At 68.3% G+C, this 12,757-nt stretch carries 14 protein-coding genes; 9 read left to right on the forward strand and 5 right to left on the reverse strand.

The window, feature by feature from the left end:
* Positions 1-61: 61 nt before the first annotated feature.
* Together AC3RCC_RS02050 and AC3RCC_RS02055 are read right to left on the reverse strand one after the other, a co-directional pair.
* Positions 62-715, reverse strand: coding sequence for a DUF6875 domain-containing protein (locus AC3RCC_RS02050; RefSeq protein WP_291639027.1), 654 nt, complete (start codon positions 713-715; stop codon positions 62-64).
* Positions 716-805: 90 nt separating this feature from the next.
* Entirely contained in the window at positions 806-1,486 is a 681-nt protein-coding gene (locus tag AC3RCC_RS02055; protein ID WP_492258731.1) for an RluA family pseudouridine synthase, read from the reverse strand.
* 164 nt (positions 1,487-1,650) lie between these two features.
* Between AC3RCC_RS02055 and ftsY the strand changes: the two genes are divergently transcribed.
* Together ftsY and AC3RCC_RS02065 are read left to right on the forward strand one after the other, a co-directional pair.
* Complete coding sequence (gene ftsY, locus AC3RCC_RS02060; RefSeq protein ID WP_492257441.1) at positions 1,651-2,865, forward strand: signal recognition particle-docking protein FtsY; 1,215 nt, start codon at positions 1,651-1,653, stop codon at positions 2,863-2,865.
* Complete coding sequence (locus AC3RCC_RS02065; protein ID WP_291639029.1) at positions 2,862-3,494, forward strand: septation protein A; 633 nt, start codon at positions 2,862-2,864, stop codon at positions 3,492-3,494. Before ftsY ends, AC3RCC_RS02065 begins: the two co-directional genes overlap by 4 nt.
* Positions 3,495-3,560: 66 nt before the next feature.
* Here the strand turns inward: AC3RCC_RS02065 and AC3RCC_RS02070 are convergent, their stop codons facing one another.
* Positions 3,561-4,346 carry an SDR family NAD(P)-dependent oxidoreductase gene (locus AC3RCC_RS02070; protein WP_492257442.1) on the reverse strand — a complete coding sequence of 262 codons (786 nt, stop codon included), beginning with the start codon at positions 4,344-4,346 and terminating at the stop codon, positions 3,561-3,563.
* A gap of 171 nt (positions 4,347-4,517) precedes the next feature.
* Between AC3RCC_RS02070 and AC3RCC_RS02075 the strand changes: the two genes are divergently transcribed.
* A complete protein-coding gene (locus tag AC3RCC_RS02075) occupies positions 4,518-4,892 on the forward strand; it encodes a YkvA family protein (RefSeq protein WP_291639031.1) in 375 nt (124 codons plus the stop codon).
* A gap of 54 nt (positions 4,893-4,946) precedes the next feature.
* Here AC3RCC_RS02075 and AC3RCC_RS02080 read toward each other — a convergent pair whose 3' ends face one another.
* The gene (locus AC3RCC_RS02080) at positions 4,947-5,918 is read right to left on the reverse strand and encodes an NADPH:quinone oxidoreductase family protein (protein WP_492257443.1); all 972 of its coding nucleotides are present in this window, start codon (positions 5,916-5,918) and stop codon (positions 4,947-4,949) included.
* 219 nt (positions 5,919-6,137) lie between these two features.
* On the opposite strand from AC3RCC_RS02080, the gene AC3RCC_RS02085 reads away from it, so the two are divergent.
* The 4 genes from AC3RCC_RS02085 to AC3RCC_RS02100 all read left to right on the forward strand — a co-directional run bounded on the left by AC3RCC_RS02085 (position 6,138) and on the right by AC3RCC_RS02100 (position 9,306).
* The gene (locus AC3RCC_RS02085) at positions 6,138-6,704 is read left to right on the forward strand and encodes a hypothetical protein (protein WP_291649702.1); all 567 of its coding nucleotides are present in this window, start codon (positions 6,138-6,140) and stop codon (positions 6,702-6,704) included.
* Between the two features lie 205 nt (positions 6,705-6,909).
* Positions 6,910-8,136: a dual-specificity RNA methyltransferase RlmN gene (rlmN, locus tag AC3RCC_RS02090; RefSeq protein WP_492257444.1), complete on the forward strand. Its 1,227-nt coding sequence runs from the start codon at positions 6,910-6,912 to the stop codon at positions 8,134-8,136.
* Positions 8,137-8,140: 4 nt separating this feature from the next.
* Positions 8,141-8,620: a hypothetical protein gene (locus AC3RCC_RS02095; protein WP_291639035.1), complete on the forward strand. Its 480-nt coding sequence runs from the start codon at positions 8,141-8,143 to the stop codon at positions 8,618-8,620.
* 338 nt (positions 8,621-8,958) lie between these two features.
* On the forward strand, positions 8,959-9,306 hold the full coding sequence (locus AC3RCC_RS02100; RefSeq protein ID WP_492257445.1) for an RcnB family protein: 348 nt from the start codon (positions 8,959-8,961) through the stop codon (positions 9,304-9,306).
* Positions 9,307-9,330: 24 nt separating this feature from the next.
* On the opposite strand, the gene ggt is transcribed toward AC3RCC_RS02100, so the two are convergent.
* Complete coding sequence (ggt, locus tag AC3RCC_RS02105; RefSeq protein ID WP_492257446.1) at positions 9,331-11,094, reverse strand: gamma-glutamyltransferase; 1,764 nt, start codon at positions 11,092-11,094, stop codon at positions 9,331-9,333.
* Between the two features lie 139 nt (positions 11,095-11,233).
* On the opposite strand from ggt, the gene AC3RCC_RS02110 reads away from it, so the two are divergent.
* A complete protein-coding gene (locus AC3RCC_RS02110) occupies positions 11,234-11,845 on the forward strand; it encodes a LemA family protein (protein ID WP_492257447.1) in 612 nt (203 codons plus the stop codon).
* A gap of 116 nt (positions 11,846-11,961) precedes the next feature.
* Positions 11,962-12,756 carry a TPM domain-containing protein gene (locus AC3RCC_RS02115; RefSeq protein ID WP_465247524.1) on the forward strand — a complete coding sequence of 265 codons (795 nt, stop codon included), beginning with the start codon at positions 11,962-11,964 and terminating at the stop codon, positions 12,754-12,756.
* Position 12,757 lies beyond the last annotated feature (1 nt).

A 12,757-nucleotide genomic window follows, 5' to 3' on the forward strand; every position in this document is an offset into this window, starting at 1 on the left:
CGGCGTCGTCGCTGGGAGGCCGGCTTCCCGCCTCCGCCATCGCAGCCCGCGCGGGCACGGCTCAGGCCTGGCCGCGCAGATGCTGGATCAGGCGCCTGGCTCCGGTCAGTCTGAAATGGGCGAGATAGGGCAGCAGCAGCAGCGGGTGGCGCACCGCGAAGGGCGCGTCGTGCTCGACGAGATGGCGGATGGCGAGCACCGGCAAGGGCGAGCGGAGGGGCCTGAAATCGGGGTTCCACAGGCCGGGCGCATCCGATTCCGCATGCATCAGGCCGATCATCCTGCGGCGGCTGAGCGAATGGAACTTGTTCCGCTTCTGCACCCGCTGGAGCATGGCGAGGCCGGCCGCGCCGCCGCAGCGCGGAAAGCCGATGATGATCGTCCGGAAATGCTCCATGCCGGGCTTGCAGGAGATCGCGTCGAGCGCGGCGAAGCTGCCGCGGACCAGGGTGAAGGCGCGCTCCTCCTCCTCCGGTCCGGCCTCGCAGATCGCGAGCCGCGCCGTGTCGATGCGGGCCGCCTGGCGGGTGAAGGGGCAGACCGCGCCGGTGCGGCCGAGCTGCGGATGCTCGCGCATCAGATAGCTCTCGACCCAGTCGGCGAGCGTCGCCAGCGCGGCATTGGCTTCCGGCCGGGCCGTGATCTCGGCGCGTGCCTGCGCGAAGCTCAGAAGCGCGCTGCGCGTCTCGGCCGTCCTCGCCACCTGCTCCAGCATGATTCCGCGCTCCGCGCCTTCTGCAACCAGCGATAGCAGCCGCGGCTTAGGGAATGGTTGACCGAACCATCGGGCAAGGCCGGTTCGCCGTTAGGGTTTAGGAAAGGTTTCGCCCGGTGCCCAGCCGCAGGCGGAGAGCGCGGCATGCAGATGCGGCGGCGGCGGCGCCTCGACCCGGATCGGAGCGCGCTTCGGATAGAGCGGCAAGGTCAGGTCGTGGGCATGCAGATGCAGGCCGGGGCCGCCGCTGCGCGGTGCGGTGCCGTAGATCTCGTCGCCGCGGATCGGCCAGCCGCTGGCGGCGCAATGCACCCGCAGCTGGTGGGTACGGCCGGTCAGCGGCTCCAGCGCCAGCCAGGCGAGCGGCGCCCCGTCGAGCCGGCCACGGCCGAGCACGCGATAGCGCGTCTGCGAGGGCAGGCCGGCCGGGTCGGGCTTCATCCACCAGCCGCGATCTGGCGAGAGCTTTGCCAGGGCAAGGTCGATCAAGCCTTCTTCCGCGGTCGGCTCGCCTTCGACCACGGCCCAATAGGTCTTGCCGATGCGGCCATCGCGGAACATCTGGTTGAGCTGCGCCATGGCGCGCGGATGGCGGCCGAGGACGAGGCAGCCGGAGGTGTCCTTGTCGAGCCGGTGCGCGGCTTCCGGGCGACGCGGCAGGCCGAAGCGCAGCGCGTCGAGATGGTCGGTCAGCACCGGGATGACACGGCCCTTCGCCTGCGGGCCGCGATGCACCGGCAGACCGGCCGGCTTGTCGATGACGAGCATCATCGCGTCGCGGTAGAGCAGGGGAACGGGCGGCTCGGAGGGCTGCTCCCCTGGCGCGGCTTCTGGCGAAAAGACTGGTCGGTCCGGCTGGCTCATGGCATTGCGCTAACGAAGGCCGCAGGGCCATGCAACCGGAAGTGTCGCCGCATGTGGCGTCAGGACGAGTGATGAGCGAGACCGAACCGAAAAAGCGCGGCTTCTTCTCGAAGCTGTTCGGGCTGGACGAGAAGCAAAGGCCGCAGGAGCCGGCGGCTCCGGTGGTCGAGACCGCGCCGGCCCCGGAGCCGGTCGTCGAACCCGTGGCGGAGCCGGAATCGGAACGCCCGGTCGATGTCGTCCCGGAGCTTCCAGCCGAGCCGGAGCCCCAGCCCGAAGCCGAGGCGCTGCTCGCCCCGGAGGTGCTTTTCGGCGAGGAGGCGCCGCTGCCGATCGTCGCAGCCGAGCCGGTGCAGCCGAAGCGAAGCTGGTGGCGGCGGCTGGCCGATGGCCTGTCGCGGACCTCCTCGGCGCTGACCACCGGCATCGCCGACCTCTTCACCAAGCGCAAGCTCGACGCCGCGACGCTCGAGGACCTCGAAGACATCCTGATCCAGGCCGATCTCGGCCTCGCCACCGCCGCGCGTGTCGCCAAGGCGGTCGGCGAGGGGCGCTATGACAAGCAGATCGAGCCGGACGAGGTGAAGGCGATCCTGGCGCGCGAGGTCGAGGCCATCTTGACCCCTGTCGCCAGGCCGCTGGTGATCGACGCCACGAAAAAGCCGTTCGTGATCCTGATGGTCGGGGTCAACGGCTCGGGCAAGACGACGACGATCGGCAAGCTCGCGGCAAAATTCCGGGCCGAGGGCAAGTCGGTGATGCTGGCGGCGGGCGACACCTTCCGCGCCGCGGCGATCGAGCAGCTCAAGGTCTGGGGCGCCCGGACGGGAACCGAGGTGGTCGCCGGCAACCAGGGCGCCGATGCCGCGGGGCTCGCCTTCGAGGCGCTGCAGAAGGCGAAAGCTGCGGGAACCGACGTGCTCTTGATCGACACCGCCGGCCGGCTGCAGAACAAGACCGGGCTGATGGCCGAGCTCGCCAAGGTGGTGCGCGTGATCCAGAAGCTCGATGCGCAGGCGCCGCATGCGGCGCTGCTCGTGCTCGACGCCACGGTCGGCCAGAATGCGGTCAGCCAGGTCGAGGCCTTCCGCGAGACGGCCGGGGTCACCGGGCTGGTGATGACCAAGCTCGACGGCACGGCGCGCGGCGGCATCCTGGTCGCCCTGGCGGCGCAGTTCGGGCTGCCCGTGCATTTCATCGGGGTCGGCGAGAGCGTCGACGATCTGGAGCCGTTCCAGGCGCGCGATTTCGCGCGGGCCGTGGCGGGATTGGGAGAACTGGCATGAGCGAAACGGCGGCGAGCGCGACGGAGGCGGGCAAGGCGAAGCCGATCAACCCGCTGCTCAAGCTGGCGCTCGAATTCGGCCCGCTCGCCGTGTTCTTCTTCGCCAATTCCTATGGCGACCGGCTGTTCGGGATCGAGTCGGACCGGCGCATCTTCGTCGCCACCGGCATCTTCATCGCCGCCTCGCTCCTGGCGCTGGCGCTGTCGAAGATCCTGATGAACCATCTGCCGCGCATGGCGATCGTCAACGCGGTGGTGGTCACGGTGTTCGGCGGCCTGACCATCGCGCTCGACGATGCCTTCTTCATCAAGGTCAAGCCGACGATCGTGAACACGCTGTTCGGCTGCGTGCTGCTCGGCGGGCTCTGGTTCGGCCGCTCGCTGCTGGCGCTGGTGCTCGACAGCGTGCTGCAGCTCGACGATGCCGGCTGGCGCAAGCTGACGCTGCGCTGGGGCCTGTTCTTCTTCGTGCTGGCGGCGCTGAACGAACTGGTCTGGCGGACCCAGAGCCAGGATTTCTGGGTCGCCTTCAAGGTCTGGGGCGTGATGCCGCTGACCATGATCTTCGCCCTGGCGCAGACGCCGCTGATCCTGAAGCACGAGATCAAGCGCGAGGGTGCGGCGGAGTAAAGCTTCTGCACAGTCATTCCGGGGCCTCGCAAAGCGAGGAGCCCGGAATGACAAGCGGGGAGTGGCCTACTTCGGCGCGAGGCGGATCGCGCCGTCGAGGCGGATCGCGGTGCCGTTCAGCATGTCGTTCTCGACGATGCTCTTGACCAGCGCAGCATATTCGGCCGGCCGGCCGAGGCGCGAGGGATGCGGCACCGAGACGGCGAGCGAGGCGCGGGCATCGTCGGGCAGGCCGGCGAACATCGGCGTCTCGAACAGGCCGGGCATGATCGTGACGATGCGGATGCCGACCCCGGCGAGGTCGCGGGCGACCGGCAGGGTCAGGCCGACGACGCCGGCCTTGGAAGCGGCATAGGCGGCCTGGCCGATCTGGCCGTCCTCGGCGGCGACCGAGGCGGTGCAGACGAAGACGCCGCGGCCGCCATCCGGGGTGACCGGTTCGAGCGCCGCCAGCGCCACCGCCGATTTGGCGATCAGGCGGAAGGTGCCGGTCAGATTGATCGCGACCGCCTTCTCGAACGTGGCGAGGTCATGGGCGATCAATTCGCCGGTCTCGCGCTTCTTCGAGACGACGCGGCGGCCGGGCGCGATGCCGGCGCAGTTGACGACGATGCGGGCGACGCCATGGGCGGCGCGGGATTTTTGCAAGGCGGCGTCGACGGACGCCTCGTCGGTGACGTCGCAGGTGACGAACAGCCCGCCGATCTCCTTGGCGATCGCTTCGCCGCGCTCGGCATTGAGATCGAACAGCGCGACCTTGACGCCATGGCTGGCGAGCATGCGCGCGGTGCCTTCGCCGAGACCGGAGGCGCCGCCGGTGACGATGGCGGCAAGGGACGAATCGAGCTGCATGGCGCGTTCCTCAAGCTTTTGACATTGCTGCAAGGGGTTTAGAGGCGCGATGCTCCGGCTCCAAGAGGGTTCGACGTGCGATTCTGAGTCGATCCCTTGTGCAGCCCTTCATGCGGGGCCACATTTTCGCGTCGACGGCGGGCTAGTGTTGGCGCGCCAAGGGAGAGAGGAATGAGCGACAGCTTCAGCCAGCGCTTTACCGCCGAGGAGATGGCGGCGATCCGCCGGAGCCTGCGCGACGAGGAACGCTTCGGCTCGGAGTTCATGGCTCTGCTCCGGCGCGTGGCCAAGCGCATCCCCTTCGCCGAGGACGGGCTCGCCGCCTGGTTCTGCGCCCGCGATCCGGCGACGCCGCGGCGCGTGCGCTACACGCTGCTCGGCGCGCTCGGCTATTTCGTGCTGCCGGTCGACGCGCTGCCCGACATCATGCCCTTCCTCGGCTTCACCGACGATGCGGCCGTGCTGGCGGCGGCGATCGCGGCCGTGGCGGGCTCGATCACGGTCGAGCACCGCGCCAGGGCGAAGAAGGTCCTCGCCGAGCTCTAGAGCCGGATCCGATCGGATTGGATGAATCTGATCGGTAAAACGGGCTCCAGTGCCTCAGGGCGTCAGCACCACCTTGCCCCGGGCCTTGCGCTCCGCGATCAGCGCGAGGGCCTCGGCGGCGTGCTCGAGCGGGAAGGCGGCGTGGACATGGGCGCGGATCCTGCCCTCCGCCGCCCAGCCGAGCAGGCGCTCCATATTGGCGCGGTGGGCGGCGGGCTCGCGCCGGACGAAATCGCCCCAGAACACGCCGCGCAGATCGCAGCCCTTGAGCAGCAGGAGGTTGAGCGGCGGCCTCGGAATGGCGCCGCCGGCGAAGCCGACGACGAGATAGCGCCCGCCCCAGCCCATCGCGCGCAAGGCCGGCTCGGCGAGATCGCCGCCGACCGTGTCGTAGAGCACGTCGACCCCGTCCGGGGCGAGACGGCGCAGTCCGGCCCGCAGATCGTCCGCCGCATAGTCGAGCCCCTCCTGCGCGCCATGCTCGCGCGCCAAGGCGAGCTTTTCCGGCGAGGAGGCGCAGGCGATGACGCGCGCGCCGAGAAGGGCGCCGATCTCGACAGCCGCGAGCCCCGCCCCGCCGGCGGCGCCAAGCACCGCCAGCGTCTCGCCGGCTTTCAGTTCGCCGCGCTGGATCAGCCCATGCATGGCGGTGCCATAGGTGACGAACAGCCCGGCGGCCTGCCGATCGCTCAGCTTCTCGGGAATCCGGATCGCCGCTTCGGTCGGAACCACGACGATCTCGCGGGCCGCGCCATGGCCGAGCCAGGCGGCGACCCGCTCGCCGAGGCGCCATTGGGTCACCCCCTCGCCGAGCGCGCTGACGATGCCGGCGCATTCGGCCGAGGGCGAGAAGGGAAGTGCCGGCTTGACCTGATAGCGCCCCTGGATGACCAGCGTGTCGAAGAAATTCAGCGCCGCGGCGCTGACCCTGATCGCGATCTCGCCCGGCCCCGGCTCCGGTTCGGGCAGATCGCGGATGACGAGGGTTTCGGCCGGGCCATGAGCCTCGCAGAGCAGCGCCTTCATCTTGTGTCGGTTCCTTCTGGGGCTTCGTTCGGTCGGCAGCCTCGCTCAGCGTCAAGCTGGCACGGCGCGGCCGCGGGGGAAACCGCGCGGGAAGCCCGGCGTATTATTCGCATTTTCGCCAGGATCGTGACATTCTATGCGTCGTGGCGCGCTGTCCGGATCGCCGATCTCGCATGGCCTCCATCTGGCGTTAAGATTTCTGATGATTAGTGGCGATCCATGATTCGCAAGCCGGCTCCCTTCTCCGCCCGCCGCCCGCTCACGGCGGCTGCCCTTCTCAGCCTGACCGCGCTGGCGCTGCTGTCGCCCGGCGCGGCCCAGGCGCAGCGCGCCTCCAGCGGCCAGGGCCAGGCGCTCCTGCTCGAGACCGCCGGCAAATGGCAGGCCTTCTCCTCGCAGCAGGGCCGCTCGAAGATCTGCTATGCGCTCTCCAAGGCCGAGAGCCGCTCGCCCGCCAATCTCAAGGACGTCGATGGGCTGCTGTTCATCTCGACCCGTCCGACCGAGGGCGTGCGCAACGAGATCAGCCTGGTGATGAATTTCGACCTCAAGGAAGATGTCGAGCATCAGGCGATCATCGGCAATGAGCGCTTCGTGCTCGTCGCCAAGGGCCAGAACATCTGGCTGAAGAACCCGGCCGAGGAAGGCCGCATGCTCGACGCGCTGCGCAAGGGCTCGGCGCTCGAGATCAAGGGCACCTCGAAGCGCGGCAACCCGACCAGCGACAAATATTCGCTCGCCGGCATCTCGCAGATCGTCAAGCGGGCCGAGGACGCCTGCAAGTAGCGCCTGCTCTGCTCGGAGAGGCTGCCACTTCCATAGAAATGGCCGCCTCGTCGCGGCCTTTCCGCTTCCTGCCGATCGCCTCCGTGCCCGAGGGTCGGACGCATATGCATGCCCGGCCGCTCGCTCGTGATTTCACGATACCGGGTTTTCATGCTATGAGCCGCGGAAATTCAGGGCCCGGTGGCCCATTTCCAACCGAGTTCCGATGACCGTTACCGCCCCTTCTTCCACCGCTCCGGCGGTCGAACCTGCTTTGCGGCGCCCTTCGCTGGTCGGCCGCACGCGCGCCGGCATGGCCGAGGCGCTGGCCGAGATCGGCGTTCCCGAGAAGGAGCGGCGCATGCGCGTCGGCCAGCTCTGGAACTGGGTCTATCATTACGGCGTCCGTGATTTTTCGGCGATGACGACGATCGGCAAGGGCCTGCGCAGCGCGCTCGCCGAGCGCTTCACGCTCGATTTGCCGGAGGTGACCGCCGAGCAGGTCTCGAGCGATGGCACCCGCAAATGGCTGCTGCGGATGGCGCCGACCGGCCCGCGCGACCGCGGCGCCGAGATCGAATGCGTCTATATCCCCGAGGTCGACCGCGGCACGCTCTGCGTTTCCAGCCAGGTCGGCTGCACGCTGACCTGCACCTTCTGCCATACCGGCACGCAGCGCCTGGTGCGCAACCTCACCACCGAGGAGATCGTCGCCCAGCTGATGGTGGCGCGCGAGCGCCTCGGCGATTTCCCGAACCGCAGCGCGCCGGACGGCGCCTTCGTGCCAAATGATGGTGGGCGCTTCGTCTCCAACATCGTCTTCATGGGCATGGGCGAGCCGCTCTACAATTTCGACGGCGTGCGCGACGCGATCGACGTGATCGCCGACAATGAGGGGCTCTCGCTCGGTCGCCGCCGCATCACCGTCTCGACCTCCGGCGTCGTGCCGCAGATCGGCCCGCTCGGCGACGATATGGGCACGATGCTGGCGATCTCGCTGCATGCGGTGCGCGACGAGCTGCGCAACGAGCTGGTGCCGCTCAACAAGAAGTACCCGATTAGGGAGTTGCTCGAGGCTTGCCGCAACTATCCCGGCCTGTCGAACGCCAAGCGCATCACCTTCGAATATGTGATGCTGAAGGGCGTGAACGACAGCGACGCGGATGCGCGCGAGCTGGTCCGGCTGCTCAAGGGTATTCCGGCCAAGATCAACCTGATCCCGTTCAATCCCTGGCCCGGCACGAAATATGAATGTTCGGATTGGGAGCGGATCGAGCGCTTTTCCGAGATCGTCTTCCGCGCCGGCTATGCCTCGCCGGTGCGGACCCCGCGCGGGCGCGACATTCTCGCCGCCTGCGGCCAGCTCAAGAGCGAGACCGAGAAGCTCTCGGCGAGGGCGAGGCTGATGCTGGAGCAAGGCGAGGCCGAGCAGCCGGCGGCGCTCGCGGGCTGACATCATGCTGCGCTGGCTGTTGTTGATCCCGTTCGCGCTGCTCTTTGCGGTCGGGGCCGGGATGTTCGCTTTGCTGATCGCGGGCGTCGTCTCGCCGGATCTCGGCCTTTTGATCGGCGGTGGCTTCGAGCGGCTGATCGCGGCCCTTTTCGACATGGCGGCGCAAGGCTTCGATCCCGGCCCCGCGGCGGATGCGGCGTTCTCGCTGCTCGGCCGACTCGGCTTCGCGATCCTGGTGGCGCCGGTCCTGCTCGTCGCCATCGGCTCCGAGCTCTTCCGCCTGCGCAGCGGGCTGATCCAGAGCGGGCTGACCGGCGTGCTCGCCGCGCTGTTGCCGCTCGCCATGCTCGGACTCGCGCGCGCGCCGAGTGCCGCTGAACTGCAGATCATCTCCGCCCTGTTCCTGGTGGGGGCGGCGACGGGCTTCGTCTACTGGCTGATCGCCGGGCGCGGCGCCGGCGGCGAGCGGGCGGATCCAGCCTGATTCTGAAAAGGGCTCGGGCTGCGCCCGTCGGCTCTGCGCATCGTCATCCGGGCAAGCGGCCTAGCCGCGTCGCTCCGGCGCTCTATCGCTGCGCACTGGCGCCGCCTGATGGCTTCCGGCGTTCCGCGACCTTTATCCCTGTGCCGGCTAAAGGCCGGGCCTGAGGGCCCCAGACGGAATGGCGCTGAACGCAAACCGCAAGCTACTCCACAGTGCGGCTTCGTCTCTTGTTCGCTGATCTCCAGATGTCCTGATCATTACAGAACATTAATGGAACGGTTCAGATTTGGTTCATTCCTGACGGCTAAATTCTACCTATCGAATAACGGAGTTTAGTCATGTTCAAGCGCACTATTATTCTCGCTTCTAGCTTTGTCGTTATTACTTCTTCTGTTGCCGTTGCTCAGCCGCGCTACCATGGGCCGAGCTCAAATTCCTATTACGTCGAGAAAAGAGTGATTCATGCTCCGGCTCGCGGTCATGTCCGCCAGAAGGAAATCCGCCACCATCGCTGGGCGAAGGGTCAGCGCATGAACGACTGGCGCCGGCACGGCCAGGTGCGGGACTACCACCGCCATGGCCTGCGCACGCCGGGCCGCGGCCAGACCTGGGTCAAGGTCGACAATAACTACCTGTTGCTGAGCATGGCGACGGGCCTGGTCGCGGCGGTGACCGCGGCGCGTTGAAGCCGGTGAACAGGCGATCGGGGATCAGTCCCCGATCGCCACGCCCTCGCGCCTGCCGTCGGCGCCGCCGAGATAGCCCGCCGGCGTCTTGACGATGGCCTGGATGCCCGAGGTCATGTCGAGCAGGCGGACCTCGTGGCCCCTGGCTTCCAGCGCCGCCTTCCAGGCTTCGGCCTCGGTGCCTTTTTCAAGCTCGGTCGGACCGTTGCGGCTGCCGAAATTGCCGAGATCCACCGCCTGTTGCGGGTCCATTTTCCAGTCGAGCAGGGCGATCAGGGTTTTTGCGACATAGCCGATGATCTGGCTGCCGCCGGGCGAGCCGGTGACGGCATAGAGCCGGCCGAAAGCGTCGAAGACGATGGTCGGCGCCATCGAGGAGCGCGGCCGTTTGCCGGGCTCGACGCGGTTGGCGACCGGCTTGCCGTCCTCGATCGGCGCGAAGCTGAAATCGGTCAGCTCATTGTTGAGCAGGAAGCCGCCCTTGGTCATCAGCCGGGCGCCGAAACCGTCCTCGATCGTCGTGGTCATCGAGACGGCGTTGCCGGCGGCGTCGATCACCGAGATATGGCTGGTGCCGTTCTCGATCCCGTCGGAGGGGGCGAGCAATTGCGCGCGCTTGTGCGGGGGATCGCCGGCGGTCGCCTTGCCCATCGATTTGTCGGGCTTCACCAGCCCGGCGCGGCCGCGCAGATAGCCCTCGTCGATCAGGCCGGAAGTGGGGACGCTGAGGAAAGCCGGGTCGGCGAGATAGAGCGCTCGGTCGGCGAAGGCTAGGCGGCCGGCCTCGGCGAACCAGTGGGCGGCCTCCGGGCCGGGGCCGAGCCGGGCCATGTCCGCGCGCTCGACGATGCCGAGGATCTGCTGCACGGCGATGGCGCCGGAGCTCGGCGGGCCCATGCCGCAGAGCGTGTAGACGCGATAGCGGCCGCAGACAGGAGCGCGTTCCTCGACCGTGTAGCCAGAAAGATCCTCGAGCGTGATGTCGCCCGGATTGTTCTTGTGGCCGGTGACGGCGGCGACGATGTCCTGGGCGATTTCGCCCTCATAGAAGGCGTCGGCGCCGCGGCCGGCGATGGCGCGCAGCGTCGCGGCGAAGGCCGGATTCTTGAGGATGGTTCCAGCCGGCTTGGGCCGGCCATCGGCCTCGTAGAAATAGGCGGCGGCGCGCGGATCCTTGACCAGGTTCTTTTCCAGCGCCAGCAGGCCGGCGAGGCGGGGCGAGATCGCAAAGCCCTGCTCGGCCAGCTTGATCGCCGGCGCGAACAGCTCGGACCAGGGCAGCTTGCCCCAGCGCTCATGCGCCTCCTCGAGCAGCCTGACCGTTCCGGGCACGCCGACGGAGCGGCCACCGACCACGGCATCGGTGAACTTCATCGGCTTGCCATCGGGGTCGAGGAAGCGCTCGGGTCTTGCCGCCTTCGGCGCAGTCTCGCGCCCGTCCAGCGTGGTCAGGCGCTTTCCCGCCTCGTCCCAGTGGACGAAGAAGGCGCCGCCGCCGATGCCGGAGCTCTGCGGCTCGACCAGGTTGAGCACCAGCTGGATCGCGATCGCCGCGTCGGTGGCGCTGCCGCCGGCGCGCAGGATCTCGCGTCCTGCCGCAGCGGCGAGCGGGTTGGCGGCGGCCGCCATGTAGCGTTGTGCCGTGCCCATCTCCCGGGCGGTGCGGCCGGTCGCGGCCTCCGGAGCTGGGGCGAGGCCTTGCTGCGCCGCGGCGGGGGCGCCCAGTGCGAGCCAGAGCCCGGCCGCGGGCAGCGAGAATCGAGCGATGAAGGGCAGGGTACGCAGCATGGGGCATTCCTCTCGCCTTGCCGGCGAAGACTAGTCCCAATCGCCCCTGTCGCGCCATGCTCGGCGTGTCTTTGATCTGACTCGCGGCGCAGCTATGCTCGGCCACCGGGTTCTTCCGTTCCAGCCAAGGTTTCCGCCCATGGATCTCGTCGCGCGCCTGCCGGCTTTCCGCCGCCTCTTCGCCCTGCTGCTGGTCGGCCTGCTCGGCCTTACGCTCGCCGGCTGCGGCTACAACAACGTGCCGACGCTCGAGGAGAAGGCGAAGGCGGCCTGGGGCGAGGTGCAGAACCAGTATCAGCGCCGCGCCGACCTGATCCCCAACCTGGTCGAGACGGTGAAGGGCTATGCTCAGCAGGAGCGCGAGGTGCTGACGCAGGTGATCGAGGCCCGCGCCAAGGCGACGCAGGTCAAGGTCGACGCCTCGACCATCACCGACCCCGCCAAGTTCAAGGAGTATCAGGACGCGCAGAATCAGCTTTCCGGTGCGCTCGGGCGCCTGATGGTCACGGTCGAGCGCTATCCCGAGCTCAAGTCGAACCAGAACTTCCTCGCTTTGCAATCGCAGCTGGAAGGCACCGAGAACCGGGTGACGGTTGCGCGCCGCGACTACATCCAGGCGGTGCAGGCCTTCAACACCGAGATCAGGACCTTTCCAGGCGTAATCTGGGCGCGGCTGTTCTGGGGCGCCAAGCCGATGGAGAGCTTCTCGGCGACGGCCGGGGCGGAGCGGCCGCCGGCGGTGAAGTTCTGAGCGCGTGATCTCGCGTGAACTTGGGCGCCGGAGCCACTGACATGCCGTCATTCTCGGGCGGAGCGAAGCGCAGACCCGAGAATCGCGATCAGGAGATGCCCGGGGCAAGCCCGGGCATGATGCTTGTCCGTCGGCTCGGCATTCTCCTCCTCTTCCTCCTCATCCCATTTCTCGCCGCCGCAGCCGAGCCGAGCTATCCCGCCCTGAGCGGGCGGATCGTCGATGGCGCGAAGCTGCTCGATGCCGAGGCCAGCGCCCGCATCGCCGGGAAGCTGAAGGCGCATGAGGAGAAGACCACCGACCAGGTCGTGGTCGCGACCGTGCCCTCGCTGCAGGGTCTCACCATCGAGGACTACGCCAACGGGCTGTTCCGGACCTGGGGGCTCGGCGACAAGGCCAAGAACAATGGCGCGTTGCTGCTGGTCGCGCCGAACGAGCGCAAGGTCCGCATCGAGGTCGGCTATGGGCTCGAGGGGGCGCTGACCGACGCGCTCTCCAAGGTGATCATCACCACCGCGGTGGCGCCGAAGTTCAAGAACGGCGATTTTTCCGGCGGGATCGAGGGCGGGGTCGACGCGATCCTGTCGATCCTGACCGGCGATGCCGAGGAATGGCAGCGGCGCGCCCAGGTCAGGGAGGACGAATCCTCCTGGGCCGAGGATCTCGCCGTGATCTTCGTCATGATCATGGTGTTCATCCTGATCGTCAGCTTCATGCGCGAGCTCGGCCGGGCGAGCGGTGGAGCCCGCCGGCATCGCATGCGCGACGGGCGCTGGGTGACGCTGCCGCCGTCCAGCGGCTCGGGCTGGGGTGGAGGGTCTTCGTCAGGCGGCTGGAGTTCGGGCAGTTCGGGCGGATTTTCGGGCGGTGGCGGTTCGTCCGGTGGTGGCGGGGCGTCGGGAGATTGGTGAG

This window comes from Allobosea sp. GW823-FHT01F03 (assembly GCF_058798075.1).